At 37.0% G+C, this 15,433-nt stretch carries 14 protein-coding genes; 9 read left to right on the forward strand and 5 right to left on the reverse strand.

Going from position 1 to position 15,433, the window contains the following annotated elements:
* The first annotated feature begins 177 nt into the window (after positions 1 to 177).
* Positions 178 to 1,701, forward strand: a complete 1,524-nt coding sequence (locus RRY75_RS12355; RefSeq protein ID WP_332494622.1) for a sulfatase-like hydrolase/transferase — start codon at positions 178 to 180, stop codon at positions 1,699 to 1,701.
* A gap of 249 nt (positions 1,702 to 1,950) precedes the next feature.
* Positions 1,951 to 2,628: a pseudouridine synthase gene (locus RRY75_RS12360; protein ID WP_332494624.1), complete on the forward strand. Its 678-nt coding sequence runs from the start codon at positions 1,951 to 1,953 to the stop codon at positions 2,626 to 2,628.
* Positions 2,629 to 2,890: 262 nt separating this feature from the next.
* Here RRY75_RS12360 and lexA read toward each other — a convergent pair whose 3' ends face one another.
* From lexA to RRY75_RS12375, 3 genes are all read right to left on the reverse strand, one after another.
* Entirely contained in the window at positions 2,891 to 3,499 is a 609-nt protein-coding gene (gene lexA / locus RRY75_RS12365; protein WP_332492880.1) for a transcriptional repressor LexA, read from the reverse strand.
* Positions 3,500 to 3,629: 130 nt separating this feature from the next.
* Positions 3,630 to 4,490 (reverse strand): EamA family transporter, encoded by an 861-nt coding sequence (locus RRY75_RS12370; protein ID WP_332528255.1) that lies wholly within the window; start codon positions 4,488 to 4,490, stop codon positions 3,630 to 3,632.
* A 111-nt stretch (positions 4,491 to 4,601) separates the two neighbouring features.
* A complete protein-coding gene (locus RRY75_RS12375; RefSeq protein ID WP_332492876.1) occupies positions 4,602 to 5,243 on the reverse strand; it encodes a GNAT family N-acetyltransferase in 642 nt (213 codons plus the stop codon).
* A 90-nt stretch (positions 5,244 to 5,333) separates the two neighbouring features.
* Between RRY75_RS12375 and RRY75_RS12380 the strand changes: the two genes are divergently transcribed.
* Positions 5,334 to 6,152: a MerR family transcriptional regulator gene (locus RRY75_RS12380; RefSeq protein ID WP_332492874.1), complete on the forward strand. Its 819-nt coding sequence runs from the start codon at positions 5,334 to 5,336 to the stop codon at positions 6,150 to 6,152.
* Positions 6,153 to 6,229: 77 nt separating this feature from the next.
* On the opposite strand, the gene RRY75_RS12385 is transcribed toward RRY75_RS12380, so the two are convergent.
* Both RRY75_RS12385 and RRY75_RS12390 read right to left on the reverse strand, forming a co-directional pair.
* A complete protein-coding gene (locus tag RRY75_RS12385; protein ID WP_332492872.1) occupies positions 6,230 to 7,291 on the reverse strand; it encodes a tyrosine-type recombinase/integrase in 1,062 nt (353 codons plus the stop codon).
* A 4-nt stretch (positions 7,292 to 7,295) separates the two neighbouring features.
* A complete protein-coding gene (locus RRY75_RS12390; RefSeq protein WP_332492870.1) occupies positions 7,296 to 8,018 on the reverse strand; it encodes a tRNA 2-thiocytidine biosynthesis TtcA family protein in 723 nt (240 codons plus the stop codon).
* 191 nt (positions 8,019 to 8,209) lie between these two features.
* Here RRY75_RS12390 and ade point away from each other — a divergent pair, with 191 nt between their 5' ends.
* The 6 genes from ade to RRY75_RS12420 all read left to right on the forward strand — a co-directional run bounded on the left by ade (position 8,210) and on the right by RRY75_RS12420 (position 15,408).
* Positions 8,210 to 9,934, forward strand: coding sequence for an adenine deaminase (gene ade / locus RRY75_RS12395; protein WP_332527518.1), 1,725 nt, complete (start codon positions 8,210 to 8,212; stop codon positions 9,932 to 9,934).
* A 167-nt stretch (positions 9,935 to 10,101) separates the two neighbouring features.
* On the forward strand, positions 10,102 to 10,953 hold the full coding sequence (locus tag RRY75_RS12400; RefSeq protein ID WP_332492867.1) for a GNAT family N-acetyltransferase: 852 nt from the start codon (positions 10,102 to 10,104) through the stop codon (positions 10,951 to 10,953).
* A gap of 100 nt (positions 10,954 to 11,053) precedes the next feature.
* On the forward strand, positions 11,054 to 11,935 hold the full coding sequence (locus RRY75_RS12405) for a YitT family protein (RefSeq protein WP_332492865.1): 882 nt from the start codon (positions 11,054 to 11,056) through the stop codon (positions 11,933 to 11,935).
* A gap of 216 nt (positions 11,936 to 12,151) precedes the next feature.
* Positions 12,152 to 12,748: an NUDIX hydrolase gene (locus tag RRY75_RS12410; RefSeq protein ID WP_332492863.1), complete on the forward strand. Its 597-nt coding sequence runs from the start codon at positions 12,152 to 12,154 to the stop codon at positions 12,746 to 12,748.
* Between the two features lie 1,217 nt (positions 12,749 to 13,965).
* Complete coding sequence (gene elbB, locus RRY75_RS12415; protein ID WP_332492861.1) at positions 13,966 to 14,619, forward strand: isoprenoid biosynthesis glyoxalase ElbB; 654 nt, start codon at positions 13,966 to 13,968, stop codon at positions 14,617 to 14,619.
* Between the two features lie 138 nt (positions 14,620 to 14,757).
* Positions 14,758 to 15,408: a hypothetical protein gene (locus RRY75_RS12420; RefSeq protein WP_332492860.1), complete on the forward strand. Its 651-nt coding sequence runs from the start codon at positions 14,758 to 14,760 to the stop codon at positions 15,406 to 15,408.
* The last annotated feature ends 25 nt before the right edge of the window (positions 15,409 to 15,433 follow it).

Below are 15,433 nucleotides of genomic sequence, written 5' to 3' on the forward strand. Positions count from 1 at the left end.
GCAAACAAAGCTTCTGTTGCACTTGCAGAAAAACTAGGTTATTGCTTAGAAAAAGAATATGTTACTTATGAGGTAAATACACAACGATAAAACATTATTAAGCTTCAAATTTTGTTTAAAAAATGATAAAATATATAATAATTTAATTAATTAAAAATATATACTAGGAGCAAAATAATGGATAATATAAGAAAAGTAGTTTTCATCATGACTGACAGTCAAAGAAAGGACATGGTAGGTTGTTATGGACATCCTCACATGCTAACACCTCATATTGATGCATTAGCTGCTGAGGGCATACGATTTGACAGAGCCTATAGTGCTCAACCTGTGTGTCAGCCTGCAAGGTCAGCTTTATTTACAGGACTCTACCCACACTCTACCGGAGGATGGACGAACTCTATGGGCATTGGTCAAGATGTTCAAACTATTGGGCAAAGGCTGAGTGATCATGGCATACATACAGCTTATATTGGTAAATGGCATTTAGACGGGGGCGATTACTTTGGACTTGGAAGATGTCCAGAAGGATGGGACCCCAAATACTGGTATGATATGAGGAACTATTTAGAGGAGTTGACACCAGAAGAGAGAACGTCTTCAAGAAATCCTAGAACTATTCATACAGTGGGTGTAGAGGAAGGCTTCACATTTGGTCATAGATGTTCTAATAAAGCTATTAACTTTTTAGAAAACCACTATGAGGATGATTTCTTCTTAGTTGTTTCTTATGATGAGCCTCATGACCCTTATTTGGCACCAGAATCTTACTCAGAACGCTACAAAGAATATCATATCCCTGTTACACCAGCGCATTTAGATGATTTAGAAAATAAGCCACAACACCAAAAGGTATGGGCTGGTTTGAAAAAAGGTGAAACAAAGCGCAGTGAAGCCAGTATTGCACAAGCTACTCATAATGGACAAGGAATAAAAAGTAAAGATTTCTTTGGATGTAACACCTTTGTAGATGAAGAAATTGGAAGAGTTCTTGCAGCAGTAGAGCAATATGCACCAGATGCACTTATTATTTATACAAGTGACCATGGTGTATTCTTTAATGAGCATGGTCTGTCTGCAAAAGGGCCAGCAATGTATGATGAGATTACTAATATTCCACTTATTATGAAATGTAACAAATGGGACCCCAAAGGCATAGTCGATCCTCACCCAGTATCTCATATTGACTTAGCACCGACTATTTTTGATGTCATGGGTGTTCCTATTCCTAAAATGTTTGCAGGGCAAACACTTAAAACACAATTGCTCACTCAAGAACGTACAAGAGATTATGTATGCATGGAATTTGGAAGATATGAAGTGGATCATGATGGTTTTGGTGGCATGCAACTGGTACGAGCAATCTTTGATGGACGCTATAAATTGGTGTTAAATCTGCTCACATCAGATGAACTTTATGACTTAGAACAAGACCCTTATGAAGTCCATAACTTAATTGAAAGTGAAACAACCCGTATAATACGCGATGGCCTTCATGATGCATTGTTAGAAGAAATGAATCAGTCAAGAGATCCATTCCGTGGCTACTATTGGGAAGACAGGCCATGGCGCTTGAATGCAACAGAGCCAAGTTGGCGTTATACAGGCTTAACAAGACAAAAAGAAAATGAAGAATATGAACCTAGACAGCTTGACTATGTGACAGGTTTAGAAATGGAAGCTGCAGTAAGAGGTAAGTAAAGAACTATTAGGACAAGCAGAAAATGTAAAATCACTTATTGACCCATTTAATCTAAAGTAGCTCTAAAAAATGGAGAAGTATCCAATTGGATATTTCTCCATTTTTTAGGTGCTATTTAAGTGACAAGACTTAGGTACTTTTATGAATTGGCAGACTGTCTAAGTTTTTTGTATAAATTTCATATGAGAAAGAAGAATAATCATGATACAATACGAGAAAATGACCTTTAAAGTGGAGAGAACTATAACATGCGAATTAATAAACTATTAAGCAACAAAGGCATATGCTCTAGAAAACAAGCGGCCCTATGGATAGAAGCAGGTAGAATCCAGGTAAATGGTGAAAAATGCATACCTGGACAATGGGTAGAAGCAGAGGACGATATTCGTATAGACCAAAGGCCTATTTGGCAATGTGAGAAAATTTATTTAGTTTTAAACAAACCTGAAGGCATTACTTGTACAGCTGCTGAGGATGTGGAAAATAATATTATCAATTATCTCAAGTATCCTGAGTATATATTTCCGGTGGGAAGGTTAGATAAGGCGTCTAGGGGACTTATTTTACTTACCAATGACGGAGACTTGGCACACCAAATTTTAGCAGCAGACAATCATCACGAGAAAGAATATATTGTCACGGTAGACAAACCTTTTGGTGAAGACTTTTTGTTAAGTTTAGCAAAGGGAGTCAATATTGGTAAGGTTACAACAAGGCCTTGTAAGGTTCAGTGCCTGGGGGAAGATACCTTTAGTATTACGCTTACCCAGGGTTTAAATAGGCAAATTCGTAAAATGACCAAACACTTTGGCTATACAGTGACGAGGCTAGAACGTGTGCGTATTTTGAATATAAAAATGGAGAACTTGCCTTATGGTGCATGGAGAGTATTGACTGAAGCAGAAATAGCATCCTTGAAAAAATAATTATTCAAACCTATACTCCGATGAATGCATGTCAAATATTCACTACAGCCAAGGCCATTTGCCCTCATTAGAGCTGCTGTGGGTATTTTTAATAATAAGGAAAGGATATTGTGAAGAGGTTAATACCACTATTTATAATAACTTTAAATATAATAATCTGAAAATAGTATATGATTTAATTTTTTGCATAAAAAATACACCACTTTCATCTAAAATTTCTAGAATCACGTAGTGTAAATGATATTCCAATGTCTTGAAAATACTACATCTCTCTAAATAACCCTATGACTTTCCCAATAATCTGTACATCTAAGCAGAAGATAGGGTCCATATTATCATTTTCTGGCTGGAGCCTTACACGATTCTTTTCTTGGAAGAAGCGTTTGACAGTTACTTCATCACCTAAAAGAGCAACCACAATGTCACCATTGTTAGCAGATTCTTGTTGGCGTACAATGACGTAATCTTTGTCCAAAATACCTGCTTTAATCATGCTCTCGCCTTTAACGCGAAGCATGTAGACCTGTCCGCTGCGTGTCATGTGATTTGGAAGAGGGTAGTATTCTTCAATTTGCTCTGCCGCAAGGATAGGTTGGCCTGCTGTAATGGTACCGAGCACAGGAACGGGTGTAACATGATCGGAAAGCCAATTTTTATTTTCATCAATAACTTCAATGGCACGTGGTTTAGCAGGGTCTCTTTTAATGTAACCTTTGGCTTCGAGACTACTTAGGTGGCTATGCACTGTAGATGTAGATCTAAGGCCAACTGCAAGACAAATTTCTCTTACTGATGGCGGATAGCCACGTTCCGCACTTACTTTTTTAATACAATCTAGAACGGCTTTTTGTTTGACGGTTATATCCTTCATAGCATCCCCTCTGTTCCAATTTTTTCTTTAAGTATAACACATCTTATTTTCAATATCAAACATTTGTTCGTTGTCAAGCAAAAATTTTATAAAGCGTAAAAGCACGTAAAATAAGAAGTACTTACCGGGATTAAATCAAAAGCAATAAGGTGCCAACTACTATTAAGAGTAAGCCTAGTACCGCTTTTTTACTTAGTTTTTCTTTGAATACCACATATGAAAAGGCAATGGTAACCAAGATACTCAGTTTATCAATAGGCACAACCACACTTGCAGGACCTGCTTGTAACGCACGGTAGTAGCATAGCCAAGAGCCTCCAGTCGCCAGACCAGATAAAATAAGGAATAGCCAACTTTTTTTATCAATGTACTGGATAGTACGTTGTTTACCAGTCACAAATACCACAACCCATGCCATGATCAGGATAACAATCGTGCGGATGGCAGTACCAAGTGTAGAGTCTATACCTTGTATACCGACCTTGCCTAAAATAGAAGTAAGGCTGGCAAAAACAGCGGCACCTACGGCATACAAGAACCAAGTTTTGTTTGTAGGTGTTGTATGTTGTGCTCCATTTTTTTGAATCATTAAGTAAGTACCTATTCCAATCAAAATAAGTGCGCTAAAAGTCAGCCAGGTCATAGGTTCATCTAGAAAGATAAAAGCAAGTAGCATCGTTAAAATGGTACTAGATTTATCAATGGGCGTAACTTTATTGACATCACCTAACTGAAGTGCTTTGAAATAGCAAAGCCATGATGCGCCAGTAGCCAAGCCAGATAAAACTAAGAAAATAAAAGTTGTTATACCCAGTGATGCTAAAGTATGTTGGGTGCCAGAGACAAAGACCATAATCCATGAAAAAATAAGGACAACAATGGTTCTTAGGGCAGTTGCTAAGTTAGAGTCAGTATTTTGAATCCCACATTTAGCCAAGATGGCAGTAAGTCCTGCAAAAAAAGCAGACGCAAAGGCAAAAATGAGCCACATTTTCAATCTCCTCTCAATCTTGTTAATCTGAGTGTGAAATAGAATAGATTAACCGTATGCCTATATATTATAGCACTTTTAAGAAGAGCTGTAGGAAATGATTTTTATAAATTAGGATAGTTCATCTAAAAAATGATAAGCGTATAAAAAGAAAGACATGGTTTCATTTTTGTGAGGGTTTAAGCTATGTTGTCTATGTCCTAAACGCTGCATCCCTTGATGCTCATAGAAACCATAATTGCAAGTGCTATCTGTATATAAGTAAAAATCTTGAATGTTTTCATCATGCATATAGTTAATCCCCCTTTGAAAAAGGGCTTTGCCAATGCCCGTGCCACGTTGGTCCTGGCGTACAGCAAAAAAGGCGAGTTCACCATCAAAGTTTCTGCCACTTTCTGCGAGCAAGGCTTGGTCTAATTTATCAATACCTTCAAAGAGCTTGCAAACAGTACGACCTTCTTTGGATAAAATCATGGAGAGTATAGCAAAAGCTTGTAAGAAACGATGGCGTAAGGCTGTACAATGGGTCTTTTCATTTTTTGCCATCAAGATGCCTACAGGCTCCTCGTGATTGACGGCGACACAGGTAAAAGTCTGATTGGCAAGGCAACTGGCTAAATAAAGACGTGCCATTTTGCGTGCTGTCTTAGAAGAGCAAAAGCGTTCATAATTCCAAGTATCACTGATGATTTGTTCCAGCGCTTTGTAATCTTTAGGCTGAATGGGACGAAAATAAATTTTGTTTTTTGACATGGTTTAAGACTCCTTCAACTTGATTTATTTAATGCTATATTTTATGATGAACTATACAGTAACTGTAAAGTCAATAGGAGTATTTGAAAAATGGAAAATCATACAAGGCTGTTTACAACAAGCCAATTTGCCAAGTTGCATCATATCAATAAACGTACCTTACACTATTATGATGAGATAGGACTTTTCTCACCCTCATACAAAAGTGAGAAGGGCTATCGGTACTATACTTATTTACAAAGTCCTATTTTAGAAATGGTACTCGCATTCAGAGAACTAGGCATGTCTATCGAAGAGATTAGCCAGTATATGCAAAATCGTTCCCAACCTGCTTTTCGTCAAATTATAGATACTAAAATGGCAGAGATTGATCAAATGATGAAGCAACTTAGAGGCATTCGTAAGTTGTTAGTAGAAAAGGAAAAGCATCTGGCATTGTGTGAGGGCCTAGATTTAGATCAAATAGACTTTGCAACCTATCCAGAGGAATATTTACTCATTAGCCAACCCATAACTGGTGCATACGATGATCAAGATTTGCGTGTGCTCATAGAACATGCTCAAAGTGTACCTGATTATAGACTTTATAACAAAAGTTATGGGAGCATGATTGCCGTGGAAGATTTATTAAAAGAAAACTTTGAAGCCAATGAATGTCTTTTCACGAAAATTGCTAAATCTACTCAAAAAGCTGACTATAGGCTCAAACCTAAAGGTCGATATATTCGTGCCTTTTGTAAAGGGAATTGGGACAAACTACCCGATACCTATAGACGCCTATTAGACTTTGCAAAGGCACAAGATGTGAAACTTACGGGCTATGCCTATGAGGAGGGTATCAATGAAATGGTAATTTCCAGTATGGAAGAATACGTGACTCAAATTACCATTTTGTGTGAAGGAGAATAAAACATAACTCAAAAGCTTATAAGCTATTCAGCGCAAAAGGAACCCTCACCTACAGGATATAGGTGAGGGTTCCTTTTTTAGTCTTCTCTAAGTTTCACAATACTTGCCGCCATACGGCGTCTTGCATCGTCCATTTGAGCGTAGTGCTTCTTGGTAGTGTTCACGTCTTTGTGACCAAGTACATCTGCAACTAAATAAATATCACCGGTTTCTTGGTACAGCGTCGTTCCATATGTAGAGCGCAGCTTGTGAGGGGTGATGGTTTTAAGTTGGGTCACAAGTTGGCTGTATTTTTTGACGAGAATCTGTACGCTACGTACGCTCATTCTTTTGTTTTGCATGGAAAGAAAAAGAGGGGTATCCTCTTCTTTACAAATCTTTTCTTCACGTTGGACCAAATAGTCTTGGAGGGCACGTTCCACCTCTTCACCAAAGTAGATGATTGTTTCATTACCACCTTTTCGGGTAATACGAATGCCGTTATAGTTGAAGTCTACGTCTTCAATATTAAGGCCAACACATTCCGATACACGAATACCTGTACCAAGGAGCAAAGAAATGAGTGCCAGGTCACGGGTTCTTGTATACACATGATAGCGCTTTTGGTGGTCCGTGAGTGCCTCTCCGTCTTCTATAGTATCTAGAAGGCGGGCAACTTCATCTACATCTAGCTTCACAATAGGTTTTTCAGAGATTTTAGGCATGTCTACCAGTAAGCTTGGATTGTTGAGAATACGTTGTTGCTTATAGAAGTAACGATAGAAACTTTTAAGAGAAGAAAGTTTTCTAGCTTTTCCCTTTTGACCATTTTGATGGCTGATGCCGTATGCTTCACCTTCGTTTTCTTTTTCATAATAAGTTAAGTACTCTAAATAGAGCTCTAAGTCCCGAGGTGTCAATTTTTCTATCAAGGATAAAGAAATTTCACGCATATGAGAAAGGCGCTTACAGTCTGGATAGTCCTTATACAAGTACTCAAAGAAGAGTCTTAAGTCATACGCATAAGCTAGACGTGTATTCATACTCGTTGTATGCTCAATCCCTCTAAAGAAGTCAAACAGATAAGATGGAAGCTCATTCAAAATCTCCCGCATCATCAGCGTTAGATGTTTTTGTCTTTGTTCGGTGTAACTGGACATGTGCTCACTCCCTTGACTTCCAACCATCAATTTCACTACGTTCAATGGCACCAAAGAGTCTATTTGAAAGTTGTGGAATTTCTTTTTCTAGTGCATAGATCATTTGCTTTGTTGTTTCACGGCGTGTGACACCGTCAGCAGGACATGGGCTTTTTACAACAGGAAGCCCTTCTTTTTTTGCAAAGTATTTAATGTCTCTCTCGGGCACATAAATGAGTGGACGAATAATACTCACTTCACTACGGTCTAAATAAGTCACAGGGCTCATAGTATGAATGCGGCCTTCATAAAAGAGAGACATTAGAAGTGTTTCATTAATATCATCTTTATTGTGCCCCAGTGCAATTTTATTACAGCCAAGTTCTTTAGCAATATCATTTAAAGCGCCTTTACGCATTTTAGAACAAAGGGAGCAGGGATTAGACTCTTTACGTTCTTCAAAAACGATTTGAGCAATTTGAGTTTCATGGACTGTATAGCGTACACCAAGCTTTTCACAAAAGGCTTTTACAGCAGTTAAGTCAAAGTTGTCAAAGCCAAGTGAAATAGTGATGGCTTCAATTTCAAATTTCTTAGGGTAGAAGTACTGTAAGTGTCTTAAGGCAACAAGAAGGGCTAAGCTATCTTTACCTGCTGAAATCCCAATAGCAATATGGTCTCCTTCTTCAATCATATTATAATCTTGAACAGCACGACGCACGTAGCTGAGTAAGTGTTGTATTTTCATATTTTGCGTCCTCCTTTAGTATACTTTTATTATAACCTTTTCAAATTCTCTTGGCTATACTTAGGGTCTATTCCTATAAATAGGCTGATTTTTGAAACTTTTTAAGCGACATAAATAGTTCGTGACAAGTTAATTATTTTCTGCTAAGATAGACGATAAAAATATAACCTAAAGCAAAGGAGCCTCGTACTATGAAACGCTATTTAGATGTATGCCGTAAGCTTCAAAAAGCTGATCTTGTTTTAAAGCATGCTAAAATCTTAAATGTTTTCACCAAAGAGTGGATAGAAGGAGATTTAGCAATTTGTGATGGCCGCATTATAGGAATGGGTTCTTACTCTGGCGAAGTAGAGCAGGATTTAAAAGGTAAGTATATTGTACCAGGCTTTATTGATAGCCATATACACATTGAATCCAGTATGATTTCCCCTTATGCTTTTAGCCATACAGTGTTGCCTTTTGGAACAACAACACTTATTGCCGACCCACATGAGATTGCCAACGTAAGTGGCCTTAATGGTATTCATTATATGTTAAAAGAAAGTGAAAATTTATCGGTTTCCCTTTACTATATGCTTCCTTCTTGTGTACCTGCAACCCCAATGGAAAGTAGTGGCGCCATTTTAGAAGCCGAAGATTTACAAACTCTTATGGACCACCCGCGTATTTTAGGCTTAGGTGAGATGATGAACTTCCCAGGTGTTTTATTTGGGGATCCAAATGTTCATGCCAAACTTAAAGTAGCAGGGGATAAGGTTATTGATGGGCATGCCCCAGGTCTTAAAGGTGATGACTTAGTTGCTTATGCCTTTTCAGGTATTCAAACCGACCATGAGTGTAGTGAAATCGAAGAAGTCTTAGAACGTTTAAGACTTGGCATGACGGTACAAATTCGTAAAGGGTCAGCAGCCAACAACTTACACGCCATTGTCAGTGAATTGGTTAAAACACATTTACCACTAGACAACTGTGTCTTCTGTACAGACGATAAACATATTGAACATATTTTTAAAGATGGACATATCAATAGTAATATTCGTGAAAGTATTGCCTTAGGCATTGATCCAATAGAAGCTTATTGTATGGCAAGTTACTATCCAGCACGCGTGTATCAATTGAAGAAGAAAGGTGCACTTGCACCGGGGTATGATGCTGACCTTATCGTTATGAACGATATAGAAAGTGCAGCACCAACGCACGTCATGACAAATGGAAAGTGGCAATACATACAAGGGCAACCCGTGGAAATTTCTACAGCTTCCAATTTAGAAAGACGTTATGAAGAAATACCAGGAATTTTCAACTCTGTAAACTGTGACCCTATTACGGCAAATGACTTAGACATTCCTCTAGAAGGTAATGAGGCCTATGTCATGGGATTAATAGACTTTCAAATTTTAACTAAGAAGTTGGTGTGCCAAGTCCCTACTAGTGATGGAAAGTTCCAAGCTGATCACACCTATTCTAAGTTGGCAGTTTTTGAACGTCATCACCGCACAGGACAAAAAGGTCTTGCCATTATCAAAAACTTCAATATTTATAATGGCGCCATTGCACAGACCATTGCCCATGATTCACATAATATTGTCTGTGTCGGTGATAATGACCAAGATATGGTGCTTGCAGTCAATACACTGATTGAGAAACAAGGGGGGATTGTTATTGTATCAAATGGAAAAGTGATAGAGCATCTGAATTTACCAATTGCAGGTCTTATGAGTCACCTAAGTGCTGAGCAAGTGACCCATAAGCTTTCAGACCTTTTAGAAGTGGCGAAAACCCTTGAAATCAACTCTAACATCGATCCCTTTTTAACATTAGCCTTTATGGCATTGCCTGTTATTCCAGAACTGAAATTGACAGATAGAGGCCTCTTTGACGTAAGTACCTTTAAACATATTGGTATTCAACCTTAATTATACAATGTTTTTAGATTATTGCACAAAACTATTGACAATTAATAAATTTATAGGTATACTCAATAAAACTACTTAAAAAACCGCGCAGTCTCTTCTTATATGGTGTAAGGAAGGCTAGGCGGTTTTTTCTCACTAAAAATAGATTATAAAAGGGGAGTGGTGAAATGCAATATACGACTTATGAGCGTGCAACACTTTTTAAAGAAGAGACTTTTCCAACTTTACTTGAAAAAGAAGCAGAAAACAACTTGATTATAGGCAATATTCTTAAGCTAGAAAAGGAACCGCTAGAAGGTAGCTTTATGGCAACGGTTAAAGATGATGAAAAGGCGTTACAGGTAGTCGTTGTTTGTACACCTCCTTTTAGTATGTGTATTTATACAACACCTTGGGCCAAAGCTCATGATGCACTAAACTTTTTAGCCAAAACATTTTGTGAGTACAAGATCAATGTACCAGGCGTTATAGGTACCTCCGAGACGGTAGAAGCTTTTAGTGCTTTTTATGGGGCATATACAGGCTATCACCCTAAAGTAAAAGCAAATCTAAAGGGGTATAAGCTGACAAAAGTGAATCCACTTCCACAAGTTTCAGGTCAACTTACATTAGCTACTTTGCAAGATATCTATTATTTGCCTTATTGGCAGTTAGGCTTTAGAGAAGCATGCCACATGTCATTGCCTGATTTTATGACTACAGTAGAAATGGTAGAAAGAAGTGTGGCGCATGAAAGTTTATATGTCTGGAAAGATGAAAAGCCTGTGTCGATGGCAGGAAAAGCTAAAGTACTAGTCAATGGCATTGTAGTAGGTCAAGTGTACACACCTGCTCACTTTAGAGGGCATCACTATGCTACAGCTTGTGTAGGTGCACTGAGTCAAAAGCTTCTAAATGAAGGTCATCAATTTGTTGCGCTTTTTGCCGAACAGGATAATCCCATTTCAAATAAAATATATCAAGCAATAGGCTACCAATTTATAGGGTATGTTAAAGACATTCATTTTACCAAAAATTAAATAAGAATCCGCCTAAAAGGTATAAAAAAACACTTACGCATAACAATAAAGGTAAGTGTTTTTTTCATGCGCAAATATGAACGAAGACAAGGAGAAGATAATGAAACAATCTAAACTTGTAAGTGAATATGCCCTAATTATTTTAGGAACTATTTTAGTATCCTTTGGGGTAAATTGGTTTTTAGCCCCTAATGGCCTTGTAACAGGTGGAATTTCTGGGATAGGTATTGTTTTACAAAGTATATCAGGTACTTTTTTTGGCTTTACCATTCCCCTGTGGGTAACGACCATTGTACTTAATATCCCTCTCTTTTTAATTAGTATTAAGCAACGAGGCTTTGCTTTTGCTAAAAAGTCAGCTATAGCGGTGCTTAGCCTATCCGCTGCCTTAGCAGTTGTTGAACATATTCCCAATCCTTTCTTCGTAGGGAACGACCTTTTGGTATGCTGCCTCTTTGGTGGTGCCCTTTCTGGATTGGGGATAGGCTTTGTGCTTCGAAGTGCTGCGAGTACAGGGGGCACCGATATGTTGGCTTCTATTATTCGTTACAAACATCCTAAGTTCCCCATTGCTAAACTGATGCTTGGAATAGATGGCTGTATTTTGCTCACTGGACTTTTTGTATTTGGTGCAGATAAGGCTATGTATGCCATTATTGCCGTGTTCGTCAGTACACGTATTGTCAATAATGTATTGGCAGGACTTCATTATGCAAAAGCTGTTTTCATTATGTCACAAAGTAACGATAGAATTGCCAAAGAGATTATGGAGAAACTTAGACGAGGCGTAACAGGTTTAAGTGCTAGAGGAATGTATACGAAAGATGCAAAGGAAATGTTGTTTGTAGTAGTTTCTCAAAAAGAGATTGCTGACTTACGCAATCTGATTCAAGACATTGATTCAAAAGCTTTTGTCACTATAGCTGATGTAAGAGAAGTGTTGGGGCAAGGATTTATTGAAGACTATAACGCCATTATGTAGTCGGTGGGCAAGCGTTTCAGACAATAAGTAACCTGAAACGCTTGTTTGATGCATAAAAAAGTGACCTTTTTACAGAATGCGAACAAATGTTCTAATGCATAAAAAATAGCATTTATTAAATTATTGATTTTTAGATATTTGAATATTAGTTAAAGTTTTGATATGATGAAAGAAGTTATAAATAGTTTTAAAAGCCTATTAGAAAGGATTATACTTATGCAAACACCAAAAATGGAAAAATTGACACCTCTTGCCGAAACACGCTATTTGAATATGTATGATGCAGCATATAAAAATCGTAAAGGAGAACCTAAACATTGGATGATTGCTTCACGCAAGACACAAGCAGACCTTGAAGGTATTTACTTTCATGGTGGAGAAGAAAAAACAGATGCAGTTGTACTTGTAGCCATCCATGAAGAGACTCAAAAACTCGTTTTAATTAGACAGTTCCGTATGCCACTCAATGACTTTATTTACGAATTGCCAGCAGGGCTTATCGATCCAGGTGAAGATGCCCTGAGTACTGTCGGGCGTGAACTCAAAGAAGAAACAGGACTGACTTTAGTGAACATGACACATATGCAAGACAAGCTTTATCTTTCAGCGGGGATGACCGATGAATCGGTGGCACTTATGTATTGTACATGTACAGGAAACCTTTCTACAGCGTACTTAGAAGCAGATGAAACCATTGAGCCTCTTTTAGTTTCTAAAGAAGAAGCCAAGTGTATACTTGCAAGTGGTACTAAATTAGATATTAAGACTTACCTAGTGATTCAACAATTTATACAAGGCTGTTTAGCCATCTAAATGGAATATAAAAAGGCAAGTAGGAGATGACCAACATCTTCCACTTGCCTTTTTTATGCCTTTCCCCTATAATTAAACATCTCCCCTGAAAAGAGGAGACAACATTCAAAATGAAAAGAGGTTTGGAATAATTATGAAGAAAAAAAGTTTCTTAAATTTATTAATGTATTTCGTTATATCTACTATTGCTAACTAATTAGCTTAGTAGATATTTTTTTTGTCCTAAGATATATTAAAACCAAAATAAATTAGAAGCTTATAGGTTGAAAAGGAGAGTACACCGTTTCACAATGTGATTCATACCTATCATCCAGATACCACCTGCTATCCTATCGAGGTAACGCAAACAAAAATTGAAACACTTACTATTTTGTTTGAACGCCTAGAGAAATAAGTAATCTACTATAATACTAAAGCTAAGGTGCTTATACCGGCTATAAACACAAAAAGCCACCCTATACTCAGTTTCCCCTCTTATTTAACATAAGACTGAGTGTAAGGTGGCTTCTTATTCGTGTGGCAAAGATACCCATTAAGGCAAGTAACATTTAATGTTAAGATATCTATAGGCTTGAAAGCGCACTTTAATAAGGACGATCTTGTTAGAGGATGTACACAGCTGTGCTATAGGTGAAAGGAATGCCTATGCATCGATCACGGTAAGCCAGAGCTGTACATACATTAAGAAGATGTACACGAAAAGTACATTGCTATAAACTTACTATGTATCCATAAATTAAATGTGACATGAAAATGAGTGGAGGTCAGTCCCCAGAACTAACATGATTTGCCACAATCTAGTTAGTCTAGTTACTAAGAAATAGCTTGTCCGATTATAGGCAAGAGGGGAAATCCTACGACTTTTAAACTATTTCTTAAGAGATAGGTGCTTCAATTCAAACGGCCTAGGATTTGTTTGAATGTTAACTCCTATACTATATATATACGGGAAGGTATATAAAATGATTGAAATTATTTATAAAAAACTTTAATTTTATGAAAATAAAACAAATAGTACTGTAATTATTTGTAAAATTTTTAAAGCACCTAATCCTTTGAAATCTAGAAAAGTATGTCACATAATATACAAATAAACATATTTTAATCAAAATCAAATAATCAAAGGTATAACTAACAGATGGAAATATGATATAATAAATTATAATATTAAACAAAATTTAGTTTTAAAATACATTTAAGGAACTAGAGGTGAATCCATGCGTATTGGCGTTTTACTATCAGGATGTGGCATAGGAGATGGCAGTCAAATAGAAGAGGTTATCCTTACTTACTTAGCATTAGACAAGTATAAAGTGGATTATATCTGTATTGCACCCAATAAGAAACAGTTTCATACAGTCAATCACTTAGATGAACAGATTGAACCCAAAGAAGAAAGAAATGTATTAATAGAATCTGCAAGGATAGGGCGTGGGAAGATTAGGGCATTAGACCATATTCATGTAGAGGAGCTAGATGGACTTATTATACCAGGAGGAATAGGATTATTTAAGAATTTATCCAACTATGTAATGGATAAAGAACAGTTTGTTCTAGACGAGCAAGTAGATACACTTATTAAATGTATGCATCAGTCTCAAAAACCTATAGGTGCAATGTGTGGAGGGATCGTGTTACTTGCAAGATGCCTAGGGAGCACAGAGGGTCCCTTAAATCTGTGTACGTCACATGGCGCTTATAAGCAGTTACTGGAAATGAATCATATAATAGTAGAAGAGCTAGAAGCAGATGAAATTTTAGTCGATACCTATCATAAAATTGTAACAACACCAGCTTTCCTAGGTACTCAGGACCTGTATAAGATGATGGGTGGGGTAGATAAACTGGTTAAAGCACTCTTGACGTTATAAGACAGTAGTCTATGGAACTAAGATACATCTTATTAAAATATGTTAGGTAGCAGCAGTAGGTTAATGAGATGATAAGGCATTCGTTTTTCAGCAGACATATAAGAAAGGCGCACACATAAGAGAAGGAGAATAAAAACAATGGCATCTAGAATTATGCACTATGCGATAGCAACCAGCATTGCAGAAATAATTGAGATTAAAGATAGAGACAAATTTATTTTGGGGAATTTGGAACCCGATTTATGTGGTAAAGAAGATACGGCCTATATGCATGCACATTTTGGAGAAGAAAATAATCAAAAGGGAACTAAAGGCATCAACTGGGTTACTTTTGCAAAGGCATATCAGCGCAGTATTTTGGAGGATGATGAAGTATTAGGGTATTTTGTACATCTTATTACAGATGCATGTTGGATAAAAAATATTAGAGATAAACATATCCGTAAATACTCTAAAGAGCAGAAGCAAGTACTTACAGCTAAAGGGTATAGGGATATGTACAAATATAACAGCTTATTCATTAAGAAGTATGAACTGGATAATTGTATCCATGAGATTAATCAACTAGCGGTTAAAGAAGCTGATATTCAATATAAAGAAATGCTAATCAATGGATTGATAAGTGATTTCCAACAAGCAGAAGTATCCGATGAACCCTTTGAAGTGTATCCCTATGAAGAAGTCATGGCATTTATAGCGTTAAGTATTCAAAAAAGCATTGAAGCAATAACAGCACTCAGAATGCAGATGCCACTCAATGATCCAGAAGCATTTTATGTAGTTAAGTAACAGTATAGATAAATCTATTGTATAT

It is taken from the genome of Niameybacter sp. (assembly GCF_036655075.1).
Classification (GTDB): domain Bacteria; phylum Bacillota; class Clostridia; order Lachnospirales; family Cellulosilyticaceae; genus Holtiella.